Consider the following 1,372-nt stretch of genomic DNA (forward strand, 5'->3'; position numbering starts at 1 on the left):
TGAACCGCCCCGGCGAGTCCGGAGACTTCCTACTCTGAGGCTCCGACCGGTGTCGGGGTCTGGTGGTGAGCGTAGTGAGCCTGCTCGGCCTCGACGGGTGTGAGGTCGTCGCAGTACTCGAAGGGGCGGCGGTGGTTGTACCAGTCGACCCACTCGGCGGTCGCGATCTCGAGGTCGTCGAGCCCTTTCCATGGCCGTCGTGGCTTGATGAGTTCGGTCTTGTAGAGCCCGATGATCGACTCTGCGAGTGCGTTGTCGTGCGAGGAGCCCACGGCGCCGGTGGAGGGCTTGACGCCGGCTGTGTCGAGGCGTTCGGAGTAGGCCACCGATAGGTACTGGACACCGTGGTCGTGGTGGGCGATGAGCCCGGTGAGGTCGTGACCGTCGCGATGTCGGGTCCAGATCGCCTGCTCGACGGCGTCGACGACGAACTGGCTGGTCATCGTTGTGGACACCGACCAGCCGAGGATGCGCCGGGCGTAGGCGTCGATCACGAAGGCGGTGTAGCACCAGCCGGACCACGTCGAGACGTAGGTAAAGTCGGCGACCCACAGCCGGTCCGGCGCGAGGGGGTGGAAGTTCCGCTCGACCAGGTCGTGCGGCTTCGGTGTCCGAGGATCGCTGATCGTGGTGCGCTTGACCTTCCCACGCACCGCACCGTGCAGCCCGAGCTCCTTCATGAGCCGCTCGACGGTGCATCGGGCGATGGGCGGCTCGTCGGCCGCCCGCTCACGGTTCAGCGTCAGCCACACCTTCCGCGCCCCGTAGACGCCGTAGTTCGCCGCGTGCACCGCGGCGATGCGCGGCCTCAGCTCCGCATCGCGCACCTGGCGGGCGGTGGGGGTGCGAGCACGGTGCTCGTAGTACGTCGCGGGGGCGATCTTGGCGCCCAGCTCGGTGAGCTGGGCGCAGATCGACTCGACACCCCACCGCAGACCCTGCCCCTCGGCGTCCTCGTGGCGTTGACCGACGTGCTCGTCGATGAACGCCACGATCAGCGCTGTGGCCGGTCGAGTTCGGCCGCGAAGAAAGCCGACGCCGCCTTGAGGATGGCGTTGGCTCGCTTCAGCTCAGCGTTCTCCCGCTTCAGGCGCTTCAGCTCCGCTGAGTCCCCGGTCGTGACGCCGGGCTTGTCACCGGCGTCGATCTCAGCCTGTCGGCACCACTTGCGCACCGTCTCCGGGGTCCCGACTCCGAGCAGCTCAGCGACCCTGGTCATCGCCGCCCACTCCGAGTCGTGATCGGCACGGACCTCCGCGACCATCCGGACCGCCCGCTCACGCAACTCCGCGGGGTAACGCTTGGACGTGCTCCCTGACATGACTCCATCCTTCCCAAGGAACGGAGTCTCCGGACTCGCCGGGGCGGTTCA

Annotated in this window: 1 protein-coding gene; it reads right to left on the reverse strand. The window is 68.0% G+C overall.

Annotation, left to right across the window (positions count from 1 at the left end; genetic code table 11):
• Nucleotides 1–29 precede the first annotated feature (29 nt).
• Nucleotides 30–1,321, reverse strand: a protein-coding gene (locus CLV92_RS20790) for an IS3 family transposase (protein ID WP_104435993.1) whose coding sequence is annotated in 2 segments (ribosomal slippage) — nucleotides 30–1,033 and nucleotides 1,033–1,321 — 1,293 coding nt in all. Because the reading frame shifts where the segments join, the coding sequence is not laid out codon by codon here.
• Nucleotides 1,322–1,372 lie beyond the last annotated feature (51 nt).

It is taken from the genome of Kineococcus xinjiangensis (assembly GCF_002934625.1).
Classification (GTDB): Bacteria; Actinomycetota; Actinomycetes; order Actinomycetales; family Kineococcaceae; genus Kineococcus_A; species Kineococcus_A xinjiangensis.